The organism is Flagellimonas olearia (assembly GCF_009184425.1).
GTDB classification, from domain to species: domain Bacteria; phylum Bacteroidota; class Bacteroidia; order Flavobacteriales; family Flavobacteriaceae; genus Flagellimonas; species Flagellimonas olearia.
Genome location: NZ_WELG01000002.1, coordinates 1090893 through 1112754 on the forward strand (window position 1 = coordinate 1090893; position 21862 = coordinate 1112754).

Below are 21862 nucleotides of genomic sequence, written 5' to 3' on the forward strand. Positions count from 1 at the left end.
TGTTCTAGGTCAATTCCTTTTGGCCTGGATTCAACCTACTTCAAAAATCGTAATATGAAAGTAAAAGTAATTTTTATACTATCCCTTTTGGGGATGGTTTCAATTCATGCGCAGAACAGTCTTGATCTTGTGGTCAAGGATTCCCTTAATGGTGAACCTCTCATTGGGGTCACCGCGGTATTGGTCTCCCTGAATAAAGGGGCCATATCTGATGAGATTGGAAGAATACATATGGAGGATATCCCAAATGGGACCTTCCAGCTTAAGCTGAGCTATATTGGGTATACCACTGTGGAGCGCAACCTTAACTTTCCCTTGGACGAAAAAGTTCAAGGACAGATCTTTACACTGATGCCCCAGACGGAAGAGATGGAAGAGGTAACACTTGTCTCCACCAGGAGCGGCCGAACCATCGAGGACATCCCTACCCGGGTCGAGGTCATCGCGGGGGAAGAACTCTCGGAAAAGGGTAACATGAAGCCCGGGGACATCAGGATGCTGCTCAATGAGAGTACCGGCATCCGTACCCAACAGACCTCGGCCACCAGTTACAATTCCAGTATCCGTATCCAAGGGCTGGACGGGAAGTATACCCAGCTCCTCAGGGACGGGTTCCCACTGTATTCTGGATTTGCCAGTGGGCTCAGCCTCATGCAGATCGCTCCCTTGGACTTGAAACAGGTGGAGGTCATCAAGGGGTCCAGTTCCACTTTGTACGGGGGTGGGGCCATAGCCGGTCTGGTCAATTTGATTTCCAAGACCCCTGTAGATGAACCCGAGCTCAGTTTTATGGCCAATGGCACTTCTGCCCTTGGTCTGGACCTCAGTGGGTTTTATTCCCAAAAGTTCGACAAAGTGGGTACAACGGTGTTCGCCTCCTATAATCTGGGGACACCTTATGATCCTGCGGATATCGGGTTGACGGCCATTCCCGAGTTCGACCGCTTTACCCTGAACCCCAAATTGTACTTCTATCCCGGGGAAGCTACGGAACTCCTGTTGGGCATCAATGCCATTTGGGAGGACCGCCTCGGGGGCAACATGGATTTTGTGAAAGGCGATGCTGTGACCAATCCCTACTTTGAGTCCAACGAAACCCAACGGGTATCTACCCAATTGGGCTTCAAACATGCCTTTAATGACCGTAACCGATTCGAGCTCAAGAACAGTTTAAGTTTTTATGACCGTACCATCCAGATTCCGGACTTCACCTTTTCGGGCTATCAACGTTCCTCCTTTAGTGAACTTAATTTTTCAACCAATTTGGAAGATGATGTGGAATGGGTCTTCGGGGCGAATCTGTGGACGGAATTTTTCAACGATACCCGAGAAGATCAGACAGAGGCCTTGGACCAATCCTACCAGAATTTTGGATTGTTCGCCCAAAATGTTTGGCCCATTGATGAAACGTTGTCACTGGAGACTGGACTTCGGGCCGATTTCCATTCTGATTACGGAGCTATGGTCCTTCCTAGATTGTCGGTGCTCTATGAACCCACCAGTGCTTTGACCTTTCGATTGGGTGGTGGCATGGGGTACAAGACTCCAACGGTGTTCACCGAGGATGCGGAGCGGTTACAGTTCAGGAACGTTCTGCCCATCGATACCGATAAGACCGACCTCGAGCGTTCCCTGGGCGGCAATTTCGACGTCAATTATAAGTGGGTTCCCTTGCCAGGGATGACGATGTCCATCAATACGCTACTGTTTTATACAAAGATTGATGACCCTATGGTTTTGATGGCCAATGATAATGGGTTCTATGAATTCCAACAAGATGGAGGCTATGTGGACACCCGTGGTGCAGAGGTCAACCTGAAAATAAGATATGGGGATTTCAAGCTCTTTACAGGCTATACCCATGCCAATGTCAAACGGCATGAAAATGGAGAAGAGAAGGATTTTCCATTGGTCGCCAAGCACCGGTTGAACAATGTTTTGATGTTTGAAAAGGAAGACAATCTTTGGGTGGGCCTTGAAGCCTATTATTACAGTCCGCAACAATTGGGCAACGGGGAAACTGGGCAGTCCTATTGGATTGTGGGCCTGATGAGCGAGAAAAAGCTCGGGGAGCATGTTTCGGTCTTTCTCAACTTTGAGAATTTTTTGGATACTCGACAAACCAGGTTCGGTTCAATCTATTCAGGAAATCTGAGCGACCCACAGTTTTTGGATATCTATGCGCCTGTTGATGGTTTTGTTGTCAATGGGGGATTCAAGATTAGAATATAAGGTTTTCCTAAAATTAATCAAGAATTGTGATAGAATTTAAGTAATCTGCAATGTTGGTAGCTTATCAATAGCCTCATCTTGTAATCTTTGGATATGATTAAGGTACTTAAGTGTACTTTTAGTGGAGCTATGGCCCATGGCATCAGCAACAGTTTTGAGGTTGGCACCATTTATTAGCAATTGGCAGGCAAAAGTATGTCTGGCACAATAAAAGGTAATGTGTTTGTCAATTTTAGCTCGTTTTACCCAATATCGTATGGCTTTGTTGGCCCCATTATCACTAAGGGACTGTATGTTGAAAATAAAATCTTCATTGTCTTTAGGCTTGCCAAGAATATTGTTTGCTGTCTGACCAAGACGGTTGTTTATCAGTTCTCCAGTCTTATTTCTATTGGTGATCAATCGACCTTTGTTGATATTCTTCCATTTGAGCTTTCTAATTTCAGCAAGACCAAGTGATGTGTAACAAGCAAACAAAAAGGCTCTTTTTATTTCATTATTTCCGCATCTGGTATTAGCCAATTTTTGTAATTCATCCATATCCAACACTTGCTTTTTTAAAGTATCGTCTTTATTTGGATTGGAGAAGCGAATGTCAACTGTTGGCATTTCTTTTAAATAACCTTCAATTTTGGCCGCTTTCAATATCTTTTTGAACCTAGTAAAATAGTTGTGGGCAGTTTCCCCGGTAAGCCCTGCATCATGGATTAAATAATCTTTGAAGCTGGACATTATTTTTGGATTTATTGAGGAAATCGTCAACCTAGGGTTATTGACGGCCAGTTTAAACTTTTCAATGGAACTGGTAATGATACGAACATCCTTGTTTTTGTAGTTTTTAATATAGTTTTCAGCAAAAACAAAGAAATTCAACTTTTTTAGATGCTGGGGAACATGTCCAGTTTCATCTGATAAAAGTTCCAATTCCCTATTGGCTCGAATTCTTTCCGCAACCCTTTTCTTTTCAATTTTGGATTGATCTTTTGGGGAGAGTTTTATTTTGAGAAATTCCCTCCATCTTTCACCGTTATGATGAATATCCAAATAGAGACTTTTTTCTCCTGATTTTAAAGTTCTGCTTCGAAGTTGTACGGACATAAAAGTGACGTAAAAGTGACGGTTTTTGTCCAAAAATACGAAATGAAGCGAAAATCAGCAAACAAAAATATTTTTTAAATATTTGATATACAGTTATTTATACTCATTTGGCATCAAGGAAAATTGTAGGTTCGATTCCCACCCAAGGTACAAAGAGTCCCTGTAAACATTGAGTTTGCAGGGATTTTTTTGTGCTGTACCACAAAGTTTTGTCTTTGGTGTTGAGGATTACCCCATGAAACCTTAATTTTCAATTCTAAAACCAAATGCCAAATGCTAAAATCCTTAAGTGTCATCTTTCTTTTTTTGGTGGTAGGTGAGTTTGTCACCTATGTTTTCAAGATTCCCATAGCCGGAAACATCATAGGGATGGTGCTGATCTTTCTGGCCTTGAAATTCAAGGTAATCCCATTGGACATGGTGAAACCGGCCTCAGACAAACTGCTGAAATATCTGGTCCTCTTTTTTGTGCCGTATGGGGTGGGACTCATGGTGCATTTTGAGACCATAAAGGAACATTGGCTCTCCATTGGGTTGGCTGTTTTGGGAAGTACCATACTAACATTGTACCTAACCGCATTCCTTCAGGAAAAACTCGAGAAAAAATGAAAGCCTTTATCGCCTTGCCCGTGGTTTGGGTATTTTTGACCTTGGCCGTGTTTTTTATGGCCCAACGCCTACACAAAAGATTGGGATGGGCCGTGACCACCCCAATTCTGGTGACTATTTTGGTACTTATCCTGTTCCTGTCCCTATTTGATATTGATTTTGAAACCTATGACAATGGCGGAAAATTTCTCAGTTTCTTTTTAGGGCCTTCAGTAGTGGCACTTGGGGTTTTGTTTTATGAAAAATTGGATGAGATCAAATCCAACCTGATGCCTTTTTGCATCTCTGTGTTTGTTGGGGGAGTGAGCAGTATACTGAGCTTGATTTTTATATTATTGGCCTTTAAGGCGCCTGAGATATTGATCAGGTCCTTGGCCCCAAAATCGGTTACCACACCCATAGCCATTGAAGTGGCCAAATCGGTTGGGGGCGTACCCTCCATAACGGCAGGAGTGGTCATTGCTGTTGGGATTTTTGGCAATGCTTTTGGAATCCATATCCTTAAACTTTTGGGCATTACCAGCAAAACGGCCATTGGGACCGCCTTGGGTACGGCATCCCATGGCATAGGTACGGCAAGGGCATTGGAAGAAAGTAAACTGGCTGGAGTATATAGTGGTTTGGCACTTTGTGTAAACGGGCTAGTGACGGCCATAACAACTCCGTTTATCATCGAATGGTGGATGGGGTGATCAAGATTCCATATGGATGTTTTTGGCTAACTTGATGAACACATTTCAAGGGTTGGATGAACCAATATAACTAAAGATATATAGAGCATGAAGAAAAAGTATAAGGGAAGAAACTTGGGCTATCTCCTTTTAATGGGGTGGTTCGGATTGATTTCAACAACGGGAATCGGGCAACAAAACGAAAAGATGGTTTGGCATGATGCCTCTACAATGTTTGTGGCGGGAAAACTGGATACGTTGGATACTGAGCCCTTTCAACGCTTTCCAGCTAGTATGAAGGAAAAAGTTAGGGAGCAGGTATGGCGATTGTCGCGAAATTCGGCCGGCCTTTACCTTGAATTCAAGACCGATGCCGGCGATATTGAGGTTCAGTATGGAGTGGAGAACCCGCATGCATTTCAACATATGCCTGCAACAGGGGTAAGTGGTGTGGATTTGTATGCATTTGATGAAGATAAAAATTGGCAGTGGGTGAGGGGCGCCTATAGCTTTAAGGACACAATTACCTATCGTTATAATGGCATTAAGCCGGAAAATCGTAAAACAATCAAAACCTATCGGCTTTATTTGCCATTGTACAACACACTGGAGTGGCTAAAAATAGGGGTGCCGGAAACCTCGGTTTTTGAGGATGTAAAAACGATTACGGACCAAAAGCCCATAGTGGTGTATGGCACTTCCATTGTTCAGGGAGGGTGCGCATCGCGTGCCGGAATGGCATGGCCTGCAATCTTGGGCAGACAGCTGGGCCAACCCATACGAAACCTCGGTTTTTCAGGAAACGGGAGACTGGAACCGGAAATCATTGATTTTATGGCCCAAAACCAAGCTTCCCTTTTTGTGTTGGATTGTATGGCGAACTTTACCTTGGAAGGAAGTCTTGGTGCCCAAGAAGCAGAGAAGCGTATTCTTAAGGCTGTTCAGGATTTAAGGGACAAACAACCCAATGTGCCTATATTGTTGGTAGAACATGCGGGCTATTCCGATGGAGAAATGCAGCCCCAGCGGAAGAAAGTATATGAAGCACTGAACATAGCCACCCAAAATGCCTATGCCCAGTTGATAGCCCAAAAAGTGAAGTCCATATACCTTCTAGAAAAGGCCGAAATGGGTTTGGGTGAGGATAGTTTTGTCGATGGCACCCACCCCAATGACCACGGCATGGTAAAATATGCTGTGGCTGTTGGTAATAGTATTACCGAAAAAATTGCCGTGGATGGGAAAACTTCAGAATGATATCTTATCCAGAGTTCTTGCAACCCCAATGAATTAATTGGACTGTATAACACATGGTTACCCTTTTTTGGGATGATTTCATTTCATGGGTTGGGCCTTACAGTCCGTGATGATGTAGTTGAAGTGCTCCACATCGTCAGGATTTAGTTTTAGTGTGCCGGTTACGCTCACCACGGCATCCATCTTGAAGGACTGTGCGGAATCGAATTGTAGTTCAATGGCGGTTTCGGGTCCTGCCGCTCCACAGAAAAAGCAGGTAGCCATAGGGTTTTTGGATAAAATATAGGCGTTTTCACCCGGAGAAATATTGATGAAATACCCAACAATGGAGACTTCTTGATTATCCAAGGACAGGACATGGTCTGAAAATGTAGGCGCCAAAAATTCAGCCCCAAAAGAAGGGATATATTTTATGGAAAAAGTAACCTCGGCCAAGTCGTCCCAGTCTATTTGCTTTTGTGCTTGTAGGGTTGCAGAAAAGACCAATGATGCCATTACGATGCAAATTTTATTTTTCATGACTCAGAATTTTGGATATGTTCATTTTGATGATGGGGGATATGGCAAGGCCTATGGCCAATAATACCATGAGTAGTGCCAATGCCCCGGTTTGTGCTATTTCTTTATAGTTCAGCAAGAGAGGTACACGTTGCTTGTATTGGTCCATGATCATTTCAAAAATGAAGCGCAACCCTATTTGGGACAGCAATATGCCCACGATAAAAGCAATGCCCACGATCAAGAGCCCTTCATAGGCCACCATTTTGACCAACTGCGGAACATTGGCTCCGTAGGTGCGCATCAAGGCTAGGTCAAAAGCGCGGTCCCTTACCATTCTGTACAAGCTTATAAATATGGTGATACAAGAAATGATGAGGATGATATAGGCAATCCATGTTACCGTTTTTACACCCACTCCGGTAAACTGGTACAAGCGCTCCAGTTCATATTTTGGGAGGGCTGCTTGCATGGTGGTATTTGAATTGATGTTTCTGGGAAGTGTCAAAAAGCCCATGGGACTCCTGAACGTTACCAACAAAGAGGTAATCTCTTTCTCATGGGTATCATGGGGAGCAGCTTCATGATGGTGTACATCCCAAATGGTGTTAAGGTCGGTCACAATCAACCGATCCAATATTTTATGGGTGGGTTTGTAGATGCCCACAACGGTCAAGGGTTCTTCATGGTCATGGTCATTTTTTTCCGCCAATCCATGGGAACTAAGGAATGTATCCCCAATATGTAGGTCAAACCTTTCTGCCACTGCGGCTCCCAAGACAACTTCCATGGGTTTTTGAACGGCCCTTCCCAGCTCTATGGTTGCGCTATACAGTATGGAAAAATTATTGGTGGTTCCCACGATGCGATACCCTTTATAATTGTCACCATAGGAAATGGGCACGGCCATTTTTACCAAAGGATTTTTGGATAGCTTTTGAGCCTCTTTATAGGAAATGTTCCCTGTGGGATTATCTATATGCAATACTGAGGAAAGTACCAACTGTAATGGACTTCCTTTGGCACCAACCACCATATCTATGTTTCCAAGATTGCTTTCCAATTGCTGTTTGAACGATGCTTCCATTTGTTGGATTGCCAAAAGAAGGGCAATGCTTACAGACAGAATGAGAATGCTCAAAAAGGTGTATAAGGGCTTGTGCCGAAAATTCCGTATGCTGATGCTCCAAACGTTCATAGTGTCAAGGAATTTTGGAACAGGGGTTGTATCCTCCCGTCGTGTGTGATTACGATAAGATTGGCATTATTGGCTGTTGCCTGATCTATAAGCAGTTGCATTACGGCCTCACAATTATCATCATCAAGGCTTGACGTGGGTTCATCTGCCAAGATCAGTTGCGGACGGTGAATGACCGACATGGCAATACCCAGCCGTTGCAATTGTCCCTCGCTCAGTTCCCGTACTTTCTTAGATCGGCAGTCAATGATGTCCAATTGCTCCAATAGGTCCGAGATGATGGTGTTTGAAATGGCCTTGTTGGCGAAGAACAATCTGGCCTTCAAATTTTCAAATACGTTCAAGGACTGAATAGCATGGTTTTTTTGGAATACCAGACCAATGTTCTGTCCCCTGAAGCGGTCCATTTTCCTGTTTGAAAGGGAATGGATGGAGATCCCTTCAATTTCAACCTTGCCCTCCAAAGGGGTAAGCAATCCGGCCAACAAGTGTAAAAAAGTAGTTTTGCCAACACCGGATTTCCCTAAAATGAGAAGGTTTTCATTTGGCCCCAATGAAATATCGGGAAAGTTGAAAACCAAGTCCCTTTCATCGTATTGAAAGATGAGCCCACTTGTTTTTATCATAGAAGTACACTTTAGTCCACAATTTTGATATCTATGGAGGTCCTGCTCTGCCACCCTGTGGCATCGGTTACCGAAAAGGCGCAATGATAATCTCCTATATCAATGTCATTTGGAATGGCGACGGTGAGGTTGATTTCATAGGAAGTCCCACCATTTTCAATGGAATGGTTTTCCATAAATATCATGGGATTGACCGCATTTTTTATAGGACTCAACTCACATTGGGCCCCTTGGTCGTCATGGGTGTGATGGTCAAAGTTGTGATGGATGTTGAGGCTGTATGCGGCCAGTTCCATATTATCGGTGACCATGGCCTTGAAGGTGTAGGATTGTCCTTTTTGGATTTCTTCGCAGGCCTGTGGAAACCCTTCACTATAGTTTATACTAATGGTGGGTTTTTCCTCATCTACAGATGAGCTGTCACCATTGGAACAGGATATCAGCCAGCTGATGGGAAGGATGATCAAAAGTAATTTTACTAACAGTTTCATTTTGAAAAAATTAAAGCCGCATGGTATGGTGCCATGCCATGCGGCGATTAGGATTATGATTCGGTTACGTCAATGTGGGTTTCATACTCGTAGGTATTCCCATCTTCATCCTCAATGGTGAAAATGATATGATATTCGCCGGCTGGCGCTGTGACCGGCACATCAATATGCTTGTGGAATTCTGCTTCGGTCAGCTCGTGGAAATCTTCTGAGTAATCACCTTCAAAATCCCATTCCACTTCACCTTCTCCAACTTCTAGGCCATGGGCATGTACATCAACCATTACCTCATGGATTCCATGAACGGCACCAATCATAAATTCCACGTGAAAGTCACTTCCCCTGGCCACGGTTTCATCCATATCAAAATCACTTATAGTGATCGGGTCCAAAACTTGTACATGGCCTTCAGCTTCCGTACTGTTGCCCAGCTCGTCGGTTACCGTCAAAACAATATGGTATTCCCCGGCCGGAATGTTGGAAGGAATGTCTATGTGCTCATGGAAAGTGGGGTTTATGACCAAATAACTGGCATCTGTCCAGGTTTGTTCATAATCCCATTCCACTTCGCCCTCTCCCACTTCCAGGTCATGGGCATGGATGTCAATGGAAATGCTGCTTACAATGCCTTCTGCAGTAATCTCTGCTTCCAAATGGATGTCGGACCCTTTGTAGGCTACTTGATCGGTGGAATGCGAGCTGCCTTCCCCGTATTCAAAATTGGAGACTGTAGGGGCAGCTACGGGTGGAGTGCCTTCATCATCACTGCTACAGGAATAGAGGGCGAGGCCTAAAAAAATGATAAGTGCTAAAGATTTAAAATTTGCTTTCATACTACTTGTTTTTGGGTTATACTAATTTGATTTATATTAAAATGGTATGGTGGCCGAAACCGATAGGTTCCTACCGGGTTCGGGTACATCTATAAGTCTGTAAAAACTGGTGTGGTCGTAATACTCCGTGTTGAACACATTGTTGAGTTTGACGCGCATTTGCATGGGTTTGCCGTTTCCAAAGAGAGGCAGTTGGGTCATGGCGGACAGGTTGAACGCTTGATACCCTTCCGTTCGCTCTTCGGGGGGCACAATTTCATTTTGCGCGGCCGTTGCCCTAAAATCAATGGTGATCAATGGCTGTTGAAAAAACAGGACACCCTTAAATTGATAATTGATTGAGAACAGACCGGACAGGGGAGGGGAAAAAGGCAAGGTGAAATCCTTTTTAGGACCACTGGTCTGTCTTGCATATACGTATTCCAAGGAAGCTTCCAAGTGCAAGGCGTCGGTCAGGTTGGACCCTGCTTTGACCTCACCGCCAAACCGGAACACCTTACTTTGGGTATACTCATAGATTTGAAGGGTCTCGTAATAATTGGGTGTGGGGTTCAGATAGATGAAGTTGTCAAATAAATTCACAAAAGGACTTATGCCCAGAGTAAACCACTGGTTGGAGTGATCAATGGCCAAATCCACTTGATAGGATTCCTCGGGATCTAGATCAATGTTGCCCCGCTCGTAGCGATACATGTGATAGTTGACCCCATCTGAAGCCAATTCGTTGGCCAATGGCATCCGGAAACTTTTCCCCAAATTGATTTTGTAGGTGGTATTTTTGCTTAGGTAGCTTATACCCACCGAACCACTGAGATTTCCAAAATTCAGGCTTTTGTCCTGTGCACGTTGTAAGCGAGCATAGGAGGTTGTGCCATTTGGGTTGTTGATGGTGGATGTAAACCAATCGTAATAGGCCTTGGTTTCCACAAGACCCGCATCGTACCGCAGGCCAGCTTGCAAATGGAAGTTTTCGTTGATTTTGAAATGGTCATAGGCGAAGACCCCTGCTGAATACCGGTCGTACTCCGGAATCAAGAAACCCCACCCGCCAATATTGTTGTTCTGAAGCTCGGCGTCCATTCCAAAAACCACATCATGTTTTGCATTGGGCCTAAAGGTGTCCTTGGCATTTATGGAAAAGGTGTTCTTGGTAAAAATTCTTTCCCTGCTGTTGGGTGGAGTGGGCATATAGCCATGGGGTACGGGCTCTGAATGCTCTTCCCTTTGGTTGTTTTGGTAGCCCAGATCTAGGTGCAGGGTGTGTTTCCCTTTATAGAGGGTGGTATTGTTGATGACCTTAAAATGGTTCACTTTGTGAAAGGGAAGGTCTACATCCCTATTGGAGCCATCATAATCAATGGTTGAGGTCCTTACCTCCAATCCGTGCGCGTTGGCAAAAAAGCCGTTTTTGGCATTGACATTGCTGAAAAAGGTCTCGGATTTGATGTCATCTTTTGCAAATCCAATACTGAAACTGGCATTGGCCTCCCTTCCTGCAGTATTTCTTAAATGGTTTTCATGGAGTTCAAAAATGTAGCTTTCGTACCGTATCCGATCGGTGGGTACTTTATAATCCCCATAATCCCTGTAAGTGAGCCTGGCTCGGTAGAACCAGTTTTGTTTTCTGGTTTGGATTCCTGCGGATACTCCCAATAGATCATTGTTGGTTTCCCCCAAGAGATTTACTTCTCCTCCAAAAGAATTTGGTAAGGGAATGTTTGGGGGTTGAATGTCCACAACACCGGCTATGGCATCGGAACCATAGAGTAAGGAAGCCGGACCTTTTATAATTTGGATGTTGTCTATCCCATATTGATCTATTTCCAACCCATGGTCGTTGCCCCATTGCTGGGCTTCGTGCTTTATGCCATTTTGCACCACACTCACCCTGTTGAACCCCAATCCCCTAATAGTGGGCTTGGACTGTCCAGAACCTATGGTCATGGTACTGACCCCGGGAATTTTCCGCAGGGTCTGCATAAGGCTGTTTTCCCGGTTTTTCTCCAGAAATTCTTTGTTCACCCCAACAGAAATGGTGGAAAGTTCTTGGGCTTTGCGGTGTTCGGTCTTTCCGTAAAGTTCCACCTCATCAAGGTTGGTGACAGATGCCACTAATTCAATGTTTACCCGGCCCATATTGGGATTGACCTCCAGGGTAAGCTGTTGGGAGGTGTATCCTATATGGGTTATTGTAAATTTTTTTGGGCCTTGGGGGACATTTTCAATACTGAATTCACCACGATCGGACGAAACGGCAAATAAATTATCACCTATGATGTTGGCCCCAATAATTGGACTTTGGGTATGGGCATCTATAATAACTCCATTTATGGTATGGAGTTCTTGTGCAGATGCTTGAAGGCATAGACCGATGTATAGCCATGCCATGAGCATTTTGTTGCGCATTATGTAAATACTATAAAATTGTAGGATATGCTCCTGACAAGGAGCTTAATGGCCAGGTTCCATTACATCTTGTGTAAGCAATAATTGTACAGGTTGCCCTAAAAAGGCTGTACGTGTACCATACAATGTGCTACAAATAAATCTCTGTTGAAATTGTAGGAACTATTGGGTTTGACCCAAAGGGTAACAGTACAATATTTATTAAAAATGTAAGGAAGAAAATTAGGCTGTGGGAGGGGGGCGCGAAAATGGAAGGTTTAGGCTTGTGCCGGATGGAATGTGTACATCATAATCTACGCCGATTTCCTTTTGAAGGACAAATTCAACAATTTTGGTCAGGGGTTCGTGTGAATCTGAAAGTACAGCAGGTACTTGATGGTCCGCTGCAATATTGTGGCATATGGCACAATGGTCTAGGTAGTCCTTATCGTCATCATGCGAAAGTACGTGCAACCCTGCAAGCTCCGTGGTAAGGAACAATGCGAGGAAAAAGTACGTAATGCTATGTATGAGACGATTTTTTTTCATACGCTCACAAACTTATTAAAAAAGTTCTGTTATTGTTGTGTACACCATGTTAATATGGGATTTTTTGAAGTAATTGATACAAAACTGAACGCTTTTGTTCAAAAATTTTCCTCGGTCAGCTCCTTATTGATTACTGCTCCGGCAAAATTTCCTTGGTGCACGGCATTGGCCACCGAACGCATAGGGGAGGTATTATCACCGCAGGCATATATGCCATCAACGGTCGTTTTTTGCAGTCCATCTATTTTGATGTATCCCTGTTCTGTGATTTCACAACCCAATGTTTCTGGAATCTTACAGTATTGTTCAAAGGGGATTCCGGCGTAGATTGCATCAAATGGCAATATCTTCCCATCTTTAAAAACCACATGGGCAATGTTTCCATTTTCATGTTCAATGTGATGGATTTCACCTTCTTCAATTTTGATGGTGTGCTGTTGAAGCTTTTCCAATTGTTCCATGGCAAAATCAGTTGTATTGGAAGTAATAATGGTGAGGTTCTTGGTAAGATTGTTGACCAACCCGGCTAGATGAAAGGCCTTTTCCGCAGGGGCCCATATACCGGTCTTTTTTCCATGAAATTCATAGCCATGGCAATAGGGGCAATGGATAAGTGTTTTTCCCCAACATTCAGAAAATCCGGGGATATTGGGAACATTGTCCTTCACGCCCGTGGCAAAAATCAACTTCTCGGTCTCAAATTTTTTACCGGATTGTGTGCTGATTTCAAAACCTTCGGTGGTTTTTTTTCCATCAATGGCAACATCCGTATGAAAATGAACAGTATTGTATTGTGATACCTGTTGTTGGGCAAGGGATGAGATTTCCGAAGGGGTCTTTCCGTCTTGGGTGAGAAAGTTATGGGAGTGGGGCGTGGGTTTATTGCAAGGTTCACCCGAATCTATCACCAAAACTTTTTTTAAAGATCTACCAAGGGTCATGGCTGCTGATAAACCGGCATAGCTGCCACCGATAATGATCACATCAAAAACGCTACTTTGTTCCATTTTATGGTTTTATGGGGGATTGGGTTGCCAAAGTTAGAAACATTTTTTATTATTGCAACATAATCGCATTAATAAATTATGAAGCGAAGAAGCACACCTACCAAAGAAGCGGTATTGGATTTGTTGTCCCGGAGAGGCAAGGCCATGAGCCAGGATGCCATTGAGAGGGAAATAGATATCGATATCAACCGTGCGACCATCTATAGGGTCCTGAACAGTTTCTGTGACGATGGCATTGTGCATAGAATTGTGGCCGAAGATGGGAAGCAGTATTTTGCATTTTGTATCAACTGTGGGGAAAACCAAGTGCCAACACATCACTTTCATTTCAGATGTACCACATGCAAAACCATAGAGTGTTTAAAGGAAGAGGTGCATTTTTCGCTGCCCATCGGCTATCAGGTAGAGAAGGTGAACTGTATTTTGACCGGAACTTGTGAGGATTGTTCTTGACTTATGATTTCATGTGAATTTTCAAAAAGAAAGCCCTCTAGAATCCAAAGATTCTAGAGGGCTTTTTAAGCTCACCAAGTGAAATTGATTATATGTTGATATTGACGTAAATGGCCCATCTGTTTTTGGCCTCGACCTTTCCATTGTTCAAGTCCTGAGCCAAAGGTAGCATACTTGACACACCAAGGGCCAAGGTCTTATAGTTGAGTTCCACACCCGCCTTTCCAAAAAAGACATAGCCACCCGTGTCGTTGACCTCCAAACCAAACTCTTTATTTTTTTCGAAATGTTCACCACCAACACCTATTTGGGGAGTAAGGGCAAAATCAGTACCAAAATAATAGGTCTTAAAAGTGTTAAGGGTGTAATTCAACTGGTTTCCAAAGCGATACTCTTTGTCATTTTCAGACTTGAAAGTGTAATTCACCATAAAGGACAATCCCCAATTTCTGTGCTTTAGGCCATAATTGGCGGCCAAAAGATAATCCCAACTTCCTGTACCCAATTGAAAACTAGGGTTGACGCTGCCCTCAAGGTTTTCGGAATCAAACTTTCCTGTGGGCATTTTAATTCCACCTCCCAATTGTAGGGTATGTTCAGGTTTTATGGAAACAATACTGTCCGGGGTTTGTTGTAGAACCTGATAGAAACCAAGGACTGTAGCATCTCCTAAACCATTGATATTCTGTTCTATGCCATCTGCAAATGTACGGGTATGGAATTGGTACGGTAGAACGGCATTTACCATAAACCGTTGTCCAATGGGCACTTGGGCCCATAATTGAACGGTATTGAAATTTTCATCAATCCAGGGGGAATTCGCGAAAATGCCATCTCTGGATTGGTAACGTTGCCCTATATACCTTAGCCCAAAGAAATTGTTGTTCAAACCGGTACCAAAGCCCATGCTGCCCCCATTTCCACTACAACCACAGGTGTCGCAAAAGTCGTATAAGAGGAAGCCCTTCGAATTTAATTTGGAACAAGGGTTGGTCGGGATTTCGTTTCCCTTCAGGGATAAGGTCCCTAAAAATAAGATGAGTACTATGCTATAAATTTTCATGTTCAATATTCAGCAAAACGTTTATCAGTAATAAATTCATCATCGGTAAGCGTGCCCAAGAATGCAATAAGGGCCAGCTTTTCATCATTGTTCAGGGAAATGCCCAATGCATTCCCATTTTTGAGCAATGGGTCCAGGGTTGGCGAATCTTTCACCCCATTTTGGTAAAAGTTCAGGACAGACTCCAGACTTCCAAACCTTCCATCGTGCATATAGGGTGCGGTCAGGGCCACGTTGCGTAGGCTGGGCACCTTGAACTTGTAATTGTCCGAAGGACTGCCACTGACCTCTGCCCGGCCCAAATCATTTATGTTGGGATTGGGAGGAAGGCCGTTGTTCCTGAAACTGCCATCGGAAAACAAATCCGTGGTGTGGCAGCTTGCGCATTTTTCCTGAAAAATGGACAAGCCTTGGAGTTCTTGGTCTGTTAAGGAGACCTCATCCTCATTCCGGACATACTTGTCGTATTTGGAATTATAGGAAACCATCATGACCATAAATTGGGCCAGAGCCTTTAAAAAATTGGTGTGGTTCACACCTCCTTCTTCAAAAGCGGCATTAAAATCCTTTTGATAGACTTTATCTGCCTGTAATTTTTGAAGGACACTTGTCATGGTTTCACCCATTTCCACCTCATTGGTAATGGGAATAATGGGAAACAGGTCCAGATGATTGGTAGCCCCGTCCCAGGCAAACTCTTGGAAAAAGGCCATATTGGCTATGGATGGCGTATTTCGGGTACCCTGAAGATCATCGATTCCATGACTGAACTGATGCCCATGATGGGTAAAGGAAAAACGTTGTTCATGACAAAAACCGCAGGAAATAAAGCCATTGGCAGATAGTTTGCCATCGTAAAACAGTTTTTTCCCCAGCTCGAACCCATATTTGGTAGGTGGGTTTTCCGATACATTGTACGCCATGGGAGGAAAATTGGACGGAAGAGTTACCGTTAACAATTCATTCTCCCCCACAGCGATATATTCGCCATCATCATTGGTGCAAGACACCATTGCAAATAGCAAGGGCATCCAAAAAAGATATTTCATCGCACTATGGATTAAGAGATAGAGAGCCGCCCCAATGGGACGGCCCCATCTATGTGTTAGTGGGAACTACCGTCTCCGTTATGTACATGGTCTACAGTGAACATGTTTGAGGTATTCACTGCTATTTTTGGGGATTTCTCCTCGCTGACCATGATTACAGCCTGTTCCGTAAGCGATATCTTGTTCTCACCATCAAGGATATTGCTGGCATTTGCAACCAAATGGATGATCGGGGTCATATCTTCACTTACCAAAGCTTCCGTACCAAGACTTAGGGTTGTCTCCTTATAATTGTCCAAGCTGGAGCCATGGCTTCCCATATGGATTTTAAAATCCGTTGCATCTGCTACCGTAGATGAGGTAAAGGTTCCTTCAAAATTGAGGAACTTATAACCGGCTTGCCAGGACCACATCATGTTGGTGCTTTCCGCTTTGGTCAATAAATCCCCTTGTCCTTCAGCGCCTTGAAGGTATTTTTCTTGGTCCACGCCAATGCCAAAGGCCAATGAGGTGTACCTTCCGGCGGGCACGTCCATGAGGACTACTTCTGTGGTTCCAGTTTCTTCACTGGTAATAAAATACCCTTGGTCTTTTGGGTAGGTAAATACGGTACCGTCCTCATCGGTCAACCTAAAATTGCTTACAATGTAGTTGAGACGGCTAATGGTCAGGGTCTCGTTTTGCGAGTTGGTATACGAAGACCCTAAAAGTAGGTCGTCCCCAGCCATGCTGTTGTCGAATTCTATTTTTACCATCCCGTTTCCGGTCAGTTCTGTAGCATCGTCATCGCTACTGCAAGAGATTATAAATACGGATAGGGTTAGCATTACTGCCAAATTATATATTGATTTCATGATTGATTCAAATAAATGAGGTTATTGGAGACCCAAGGCAATTAAGTATGGGTTTCCTGTTAAAATGATTTAAAAATGAAAGGTTTCCGCACTTGTTATGCGGTAAACTAGATTTTGGACATAGGATTATTTGCTTTCAAAAAACAAAACGAAAATCATATGAAACCAGCTTAATTATGGGAATCAAACATTGGGTGGATGAAAAACAGAACCGATATATGGGTTGGGTTCACGGGTTATCATGGATGGTAAAGCCTTTTTAATGGAAGTCTGATCTGAAAAATCACAAAGAAGGATGTCAACAAAGCCTATGGGATACTCTTTTAAGTCTATGGCCGGAAGGTTTTGTTTCTTTTCGCTCTGTTCTTCCTGAATCATCTTTGACAAGTAACACTTCCCATTACAATTGAGCATGGGTTTATCCTTATTGATACACAGGTATTCAGTGATATAATCCTGATTTACAAGGTAGTCGAAAACGGGCAGTACAGGGCGCATCATGGCCATTAGGTACAACAGAGTGAAAAATATGGGAAGCCCGTGTTTTTTCAAAAAAAAATCGCTTGAAATACAAAGATACAGCTGATTCAATATCTTTTCAATAAGAATATTGCTTTTAATATAATTATCTTATTATCAATATTTTAAGCTTATTTGTTTTTGAAAAGGAATTTTCTTTTTTGAAAGACTCTCCTCATATATCCCAAGTTTCACAACAAATGATCGACCAGATACAACATAACTTCCGTTTTGTTGAGGTTTGTTAATATGTTTGAGTGGGCGTAATACCTAGGTCCAACCTCATTTCCTCAACTATGAACATGCCTCAATGCCATTGGAACAAAAGATGCCGCTTGTTGGCTATTTTGTTTTTGTTTTTATCACTTCAGATGGGGTACGGGCAATTATGCTCTGTGGATGCCGGACCAGATATGACAGCCAATCAAGTGGGCAATGTCTTCTTAAATGCGGTGACCCCGGCTACAGGAACAGGAACATGGACACAGTCATCTGGCCCTTCCTTGGTCGGTTTTGCCGATAGCAACAATCCCAATACCCAAGTTTTTGGAATGGTTCCGGGGACGTATATTTTTGAATGGACGGTTTCGGACCCATCCTGCACCACGACATCCGATACGGTAGGAGTTACCTTTTTGGGAGTAGACCTTGAACTGGATGTTTTGGCCAGCAATTCGAGCCCGGATGTAGGAGACATAGTGACCTTTACCATCAATCTCAGCAATTTAGGGGATGTGGATGCCACAGGAGTCGCAATTGAGAATATTGTGCCGGCAGGTTACGAAAATGTCAATACCATAAGTGATGGGGGAACCTTTTTTATTGGACCCCGGGCCATAGTTTGGACGGGACTCAATGTTCCCCAAGGAACGAATACGGTATCGTTGACCTTCAATGCAACGGTGCAGACCCCCACAGGGACTTCAAGTGAGTTTAGGCATACGGCCGAGGTCACTTTTTGTGATCAAATTGATTTGGACAGCACTCCAAACAATGATGATGGTGACCAAAGTGAGGATGATGAAGACTTTGTAATAGCTTCTCCCCAACAGGCGGACTTGTCCTTAACAAAGGCGGTGGTTGGCGGTAATCTTTCCCCAGAGGTGGGTGAACAGATCAGTTTTGAGATAACCTTGACCAACAATGGTCCCGATGATGCCACGAATGTTCTTGTGGAGGATCAATTGCTTTCAGGATTCAGTTATGTTTCCTATACCGCTACGGCGGGAACCTATAGTTCTGCCAGTGGATTTTGGCAAATAGGGACGTTGACCAATGGGGCTTCTGAAACCTTGATTATTGACGTAGTGGTAAACCCAACTGGAACATATACCAATACAGCACAAGTGGAAGCATCCGATGGGTTTGATGTTGATTCGACCCCCGGCAATGGAGTCCCTTCCGAGGATGATCAAGGGATTGTGACCTTATCCCCGGTGGAAGTCATTGACCTTTCCTTGACCAAGACCATAAGCAAGTCCCCACCTTTGGTGAGCGATAATGTCATATTCACACTAACGGTTTCCAATGCAGGCCCCAGTGAGGCCACTTCCGTGGAAGTAACCGATATACTGCCTTCTGGATTTACCTATGTTTCTGATAATGGAGGAGGGGCTTACGATGAGACCACGGGAATTTGGAATGTGGGAAGTTTGGCCAGTGGAGATTCAGAAAGCTTGAATATTTTGGTAAACGTGAACCCAACAGGAAATTACACCAACGTGGCCGAGATTACCAACCATGATCAAATGGATTCGGATTCCACCCCAAATAACAATACTCCTGGTGAAGATGACCAAGATGAAGTGGTGGTTACCCCTGATCCCTTGGTGGATGTTTCGGTAACCAAAATGGCGGATGACCTAACCCCTAATGTGGGTGACCAGATTGTATTTACCATCACCGTACTTAATGACGGACCCAGTGAAGCGACCAATGTGGTGGTCACCGATCAGTTGGCATCCGGATACGGATTGGTTAGTGCTGTTACATCGGCAGGGACCTATAATGCAGTTAACGGGGTTTGGAACGTTGGGAGTTTGACCAATGCAACCTCTGAAACCCTTACCATAACGGCCAATGTGCTCTCTAGTGGCGACTATGCCAATACAGCGGAATTGACAGGATTAACAGAATTGGATGTGGATTCCACCCCCGGAAACAGTAACGGTTCCGAAGATGATCAGGAAACAGTGGTGCCAACTCCGGTACCGGTATCCGATTTGCTGTTGCGTAAGTCTGTGGACCAGCTTAGTCCCTTGGTGGGTGAAGACGTAATTTTTAGCATCAATATCTCCAATTTGGGACCAAGCGATGTGACGGGAGTGGAGATTATGGACCTGTTGCCCTCTGGGTATACCTATGTTTCCAACAGTAGAACCGCAGGAGCGTATGATGCTGCTACGGGAATTTGGGAATTGAACAATGTATTGCCCAATGGGGTGACCGAGACCTTGAACATTGTGGCTACGGTGAATGCCACCGGAGATTACTTCAATGTAACCGAGGTGTTCTCGTCCAACAATGTGGATCCCAATTCAACCCCAAACAACAATAATGTTTTCGAAAATGACCAAGACAGTGCGGGTACCATTCCCATTCCGGCCTCGGATTTGGAGTTGAGCAAAACTGTGGATAACGAATTCCCTGATGTCTCCGATACCGTTACATTTACCTTGACTTTGGAAAATGTGGGGCCAAGCGATGCAAGCGGCATAGTGGTGGAAGACCTATTGCCTTCTGGGTATACCTATGTTTCGGATGATTCCGGAGGACTATATGATCCTTATGGTGGTTTCTGGTACTTGGGAAGTGTCACAGGAGGGGCGAATGCAACGCTAAATATTGAGGCAGTGGTAAATCCTTCGGGAAACTATACCAATAGGGCAGAAGTAGTTTCGGCCATTCAAGTAGATCCAGATTCCACTCCCGGGAACGGTGTACTGGCGGAAGATGATCAAGATACACAATCCACAATTCCCAGACATGTCTCGGATATTTCACTGGCCATTACAGCGGACAATCTGACTCCGTCCGCGGGCGACGAAATTATTTTTACGATTACAGTGAACAATGCCGGACCCAATGATGCTACAGCTTTGGTGATAGAAGACGAATTGGCATCAGGCTACAGCTTTGTAAGTGCTGTGACCTCTTCGGGAACCTATGATGAAATAGCCGGCTCTTGGGAGTTGTCCAACCTTACAAGCGGAGGTTTGGAAACCTTGGTATTGACGGCTTTGGTATTGCCCAACGGAAATTATAAAAACACGGCGGAGTTGATTGCATTGGGAACCTATGACCCGGACTCTACTCCCAATAACAACCTGGGTTCTGAAGATGACCAAGTAAGTGTGGTTCCTATTCCGAATGGTTTGGCCGATCTATCCCTCACCAAGATGGTGGATAACCCCACGCCGAATGTCGGTGATGTGGTCCGATTTACAATCAGTGTCACCAATGGTGGGCCTACCGATGCTACCGGGGTGGTGATCTCTGATCCTCTACCCATAGGATACACGTATCAATCCCATACAGCCACGGCTGGAGTGTATAATCCCAATACGGGCTTGTGGAACGTGAATCGAACTATTTTCAACCAGAATACGGAAACCTTGGAAATTCTCGCCATGGTGAACACACCAATAGGTGAAATGGATGAGTATTTGAACGTGGTCGAAATCACCGCGAGTGATTTTGCCGACCCGGATAGTGATCCCAATCAAGGAATCGCCATGGATGATTTTTCCGATGGGATACAGGACGATGATGAAGCCAGTGCCTTTGTGGTTCCTCAGACCACTGATTTGGCTTTGACAAAGGAAGTGGACAAGATTTCGGTGAATATGGGCGATGAAGTGGTGTTTACCATAACAGTGACCAATTTGGGAACTGTGCCTGCCACCAATATTGGGGTGGAGGAACAATTGCCACAGGGTTTCCGGTTGCTCACTTCACAATCCTCTTTGGGTTTTTATGATGAAGCGTCCGGTTTTTGGGAGTTGGATACCTTGGAAGTTTCGGAAACGGCCCAACTTGAGTTGACTGTGGAGGTTTTGGATATTGAAGATTACCTGAATACGGCAAGTTTGGCCTTTGTGGACCAGTTGGACACCAACAGTGACAATGACAGTGCGGAAGCCTTTGTTTCCCCAAGTTGTTTGGTGGTTTACAACGAGTTTTCACCCAATGGGGATGGGGTCAACGATTATTTTAAGATCGACTGTATTTCCAGATACCCCCAAAATGTACTTCAGGTGTATAACCGATGGGGCAATATTGTGTACGAAAAACGCTCCTACAATAATGATTGGGATGGTACGCCCAATGGAAGGGCCATTGTGCAGAAAGAAGATCAGTTGCCTGTGGGCACCTATTACTATATTTTGGACTTGGGTGATGGCTCCGAGCCGCGAACGGATTGGTTATATCTAAATCGATAGGAAAATGGGGTGGAGCTTGACTAAACAG

The 21862-nt window shown here is 44.1% G+C and carries 19 protein-coding genes and 1 pseudogene; 6 read left to right on the plus strand and 14 right to left on the minus strand.

The genetic code is table 11. The features are described from left to right. Window positions 1-54: 54 nt before the first annotated feature. A complete protein-coding gene (locus F8C76_RS14310) occupies window positions 55-2232 on the plus strand; it encodes a TonB-dependent receptor (RefSeq protein ID WP_152132373.1) in 2178 nt (725 codons plus the stop codon). 36 nt (window positions 2233-2268) lie between these two features. On the opposite strand, the gene F8C76_RS14315 is transcribed toward F8C76_RS14310, so the two are convergent. Together F8C76_RS14315 and F8C76_RS19080 are read right to left on the minus strand one after the other, a co-directional pair. After that, window positions 2269-3156, minus strand: a complete 888-nt coding sequence (locus F8C76_RS14315; RefSeq protein ID WP_249042421.1) for a tyrosine-type recombinase/integrase — start codon at window positions 3154-3156, stop codon at window positions 2269-2271. A gap of 12 nt (window positions 3157-3168) precedes the next feature. Then, window positions 3169-3330: pseudogene (locus F8C76_RS19080) on the minus strand (Arm DNA-binding domain-containing protein); the annotation flags it as partial. A 273-nt stretch (window positions 3331-3603) separates the two neighbouring features. On the opposite strand from F8C76_RS19080, the gene F8C76_RS14320 reads away from it, so the two are divergent. The 3 genes from F8C76_RS14320 to F8C76_RS14330 all read left to right on the plus strand — a co-directional run bounded on the left by F8C76_RS14320 (window position 3604) and on the right by F8C76_RS14330 (window position 5867). Further along, window positions 3604-3939 (plus strand): CidA/LrgA family protein, encoded by a 336-nt coding sequence (locus F8C76_RS14320; protein WP_152132375.1) that lies wholly within the window; start codon window positions 3604-3606, stop codon window positions 3937-3939. Beyond that, window positions 3936-4631: an LrgB family protein gene (locus F8C76_RS14325; RefSeq protein ID WP_152132376.1), complete on the plus strand. Its 696-nt coding sequence runs from the start codon at window positions 3936-3938 to the stop codon at window positions 4629-4631. Before F8C76_RS14320 ends, F8C76_RS14325 begins: the two co-directional genes overlap by 4 nt. Before the next feature lie 87 nt (window positions 4632-4718). Continuing rightward, window positions 4719-5867, plus strand: a complete 1149-nt coding sequence (locus tag F8C76_RS14330; protein ID WP_152132377.1) for an SGNH/GDSL hydrolase family protein — start codon at window positions 4719-4721, stop codon at window positions 5865-5867. A 78-nt stretch (window positions 5868-5945) separates the two neighbouring features. On the opposite strand, the gene F8C76_RS14335 is transcribed toward F8C76_RS14330, so the two are convergent. The 8 genes from F8C76_RS14335 to F8C76_RS14370 all read right to left on the minus strand — a co-directional run bounded on the left by F8C76_RS14335 (window position 5946) and on the right by F8C76_RS14370 (window position 13454). After that, window positions 5946-6386, minus strand: a complete 441-nt coding sequence (locus F8C76_RS14335) for a hypothetical protein (RefSeq protein ID WP_211372157.1) — start codon at window positions 6384-6386, stop codon at window positions 5946-5948. Then, on the minus strand, window positions 6376-7563 hold the full coding sequence (locus F8C76_RS14340; RefSeq protein WP_152132378.1) for an ABC transporter permease: 1188 nt from the start codon (window positions 7561-7563) through the stop codon (window positions 6376-6378). The genes F8C76_RS14335 and F8C76_RS14340 overlap by 11 nt, the downstream gene beginning before the upstream one ends. Beyond that, entirely contained in the window at window positions 7560-8189 is a 630-nt protein-coding gene (locus F8C76_RS14345; RefSeq protein WP_152132379.1) for an ABC transporter ATP-binding protein, read from the minus strand. Before F8C76_RS14345 ends, F8C76_RS14340 begins: the two co-directional genes overlap by 4 nt. A gap of 11 nt (window positions 8190-8200) precedes the next feature. Continuing rightward, on the minus strand, window positions 8201-8680 hold the full coding sequence (locus F8C76_RS14350) for a DUF4625 domain-containing protein (RefSeq protein WP_152132380.1): 480 nt from the start codon (window positions 8678-8680) through the stop codon (window positions 8201-8203). A gap of 53 nt (window positions 8681-8733) precedes the next feature. Continuing rightward, entirely contained in the window at window positions 8734-9513 is a 780-nt protein-coding gene (locus tag F8C76_RS14355) for a DUF4625 domain-containing protein (RefSeq protein WP_152132381.1), read from the minus strand. 36 nt (window positions 9514-9549) lie between these two features. Next, on the minus strand, window positions 9550-11901 hold the full coding sequence (locus F8C76_RS14360; RefSeq protein ID WP_249042422.1) for a TonB-dependent receptor: 2352 nt from the start codon (window positions 11899-11901) through the stop codon (window positions 9550-9552). A gap of 240 nt (window positions 11902-12141) precedes the next feature. Beyond that, on the minus strand, window positions 12142-12447 hold the full coding sequence (locus F8C76_RS14365; RefSeq protein WP_152132382.1) for a hypothetical protein: 306 nt from the start codon (window positions 12445-12447) through the stop codon (window positions 12142-12144). 98 nt (window positions 12448-12545) lie between these two features. Next, window positions 12546-13454, minus strand: a complete 909-nt coding sequence (locus F8C76_RS14370; protein ID WP_152132383.1) for an NAD(P)/FAD-dependent oxidoreductase — start codon at window positions 13452-13454, stop codon at window positions 12546-12548. A 78-nt stretch (window positions 13455-13532) separates the two neighbouring features. Here F8C76_RS14370 and F8C76_RS14375 point away from each other — a divergent pair, with 78 nt between their 5' ends. Beyond that, window positions 13533-13907: a Fur family transcriptional regulator gene (locus F8C76_RS14375; protein ID WP_152132384.1), complete on the plus strand. Its 375-nt coding sequence runs from the start codon at window positions 13533-13535 to the stop codon at window positions 13905-13907. 88 nt (window positions 13908-13995) lie between these two features. Here the strand turns inward: F8C76_RS14375 and F8C76_RS14380 are convergent, their stop codons facing one another. The 4 genes from F8C76_RS14380 to F8C76_RS14395 form a co-directional block, all read right to left on the minus strand. Further along, a complete protein-coding gene (locus F8C76_RS14380) occupies window positions 13996-14970 on the minus strand; it encodes a transporter (RefSeq protein WP_152132385.1) in 975 nt (324 codons plus the stop codon). Between the two features lie 2 nt (window positions 14971-14972). Then, window positions 14973-16019 (minus strand): cytochrome-c peroxidase, encoded by a 1047-nt coding sequence (locus tag F8C76_RS14385; protein WP_152132386.1) that lies wholly within the window; start codon window positions 16017-16019, stop codon window positions 14973-14975. Between the two features lie 56 nt (window positions 16020-16075). Next, window positions 16076-16873, minus strand: a complete 798-nt coding sequence (locus F8C76_RS14390; protein WP_152132387.1) for an MbnP family protein — start codon at window positions 16871-16873, stop codon at window positions 16076-16078. 183 nt (window positions 16874-17056) lie between these two features. Then, on the minus strand, window positions 17057-17425 hold the full coding sequence (locus F8C76_RS14395) for a hypothetical protein (RefSeq protein WP_249042423.1): 369 nt from the start codon (window positions 17423-17425) through the stop codon (window positions 17057-17059). Window positions 17426-17763: 338 nt separating this feature from the next. Between F8C76_RS14395 and F8C76_RS14400 the strand changes: the two genes are divergently transcribed. Further along, window positions 17764-21834, plus strand: a complete 4071-nt coding sequence (locus tag F8C76_RS14400; RefSeq protein ID WP_170284036.1) for a T9SS type B sorting domain-containing protein — start codon at window positions 17764-17766, stop codon at window positions 21832-21834. Window positions 21835-21862 lie beyond the last annotated feature (28 nt).